Annotated in this window: 1 protein-coding gene; it reads left to right on the top strand. The window is 59.0% G+C overall.

Features of this window, described 5'->3' with window-relative positions; translation table 11 throughout:
- On the top strand, window positions 1-267 hold a 267-nt coding region (locus tag H7X47_RS26040), incomplete at its 5' end, for a hypothetical protein (RefSeq protein ID WP_227010822.1).
- Window positions 268-1,290: the final 1,023 nt, after the last annotated feature.

Genomic DNA, 1,290 nt, shown 5'->3' with positions numbered 1-1,290 from the left:
CGTAATTTAAGCGGACACGACCGCCCGCTCACCCGCGAAAAATCCCACAACCGTCACAAGCCTCGCAAGGTCGGGTACACCGGGCGCTCACGGATGAACAAGCAAAAGGCTCTAACCGAACGTCGACACAAGCAGTGGGATGCGTCTCGTCGACTTCGGAACTCTTTCAGTCACGCAGAAAGCCAAGGCCTGTTCGATCAAACCATGGCCTTGTCCAACATCGCGATAGCCACCGAGCTAATCAACGAGCTGTTCGAAGACGGCTGAACGGCTATCCCTCTCAGCCTAATGGATGGTGCACCGCAGCGGTCCGCGGCCGGACAATGACCATGCGGCGGCCATTTGGTTAATGATGCCCCACAACCTGGCCCCCGACGGCTCTTGAAGCTACCTTCCGAGCTTGACGTTATCCGCGGCGATGACTCGTTGTCAGCCTTGGGCAAACTCTGGATGATGTACAGGCTCGCGAAATAACAGGCGCGCGCAAGTGCCGCCAATACCGCGGCAGGGAGATTCCGATCTCCGTTCTACCTACCGGCATGGGGCTGATTAGCGAGAGACGGGGCGAACCGCGCTGGTATGCATGGGCTACTGCAACACCGCACTTTGTGCAAGATGCGCTGGCCATTCTGAGCCTGACGAACGTCGGAAGAGGCTCCATAGTCGTTCTTAAGGATGACTGCCAGGGCCGGCCGGAAACAAGAACATCGGAGCGCGGTCACGCATTGTCGTCTCCAATCCACAATCGTCTGCCCTTGCGAACCGGTTATCAGCAAACCGATCTGTGAGGGGCAGCTGGAGACCCGTACCGGCGCTTGGTCGCGTTCCGCCTCAAATCAGTAGCGCCGGGAGAAGAATCTACGTCCCCTTGCCGTTATGCCCACCATGTCGCACGTCTGAAAGCCCTACTCCATGTCGCACGCATGTCGCACGCATGTCGCACGGAGTTTTCGACACCCCCTGGGAATCGTTGGAAATCCTCAGGAAAGCTTTGCAACACGAACGCGACATGAGACGCTTTTTCCGAAAAAGTAAGGCTCGCTATCTCATTGAGATAACGGGCCTTTTTGATGGTAGCGGGGGAGGGACTTGAACCCCCGACACGCGGATTATGATCCCGACTGCCCCAGTGCCATAATTGAGAGTCGAGCGCACGCGAAGGGGCGGTAGCCTCGCCCGGCAGTGCCGGGCGGGGCCTGGTGCCGGTCTCACTCGCCGCCGCGGCGGTTCGGGCGGGACCAGATGAGAGTGAAGCCTTCGCCGTCCTCGTCGTCGAAGAGGTTGGCGTAG

This window comes from Pelagibius marinus, from assembly GCF_014925385.1.
GTDB lineage: Bacteria > Pseudomonadota > Alphaproteobacteria > Kiloniellales > Kiloniellaceae > Pelagibius > Pelagibius marinus.
This window is presented reverse-complemented; position numbering and strand designations above follow the sequence as displayed.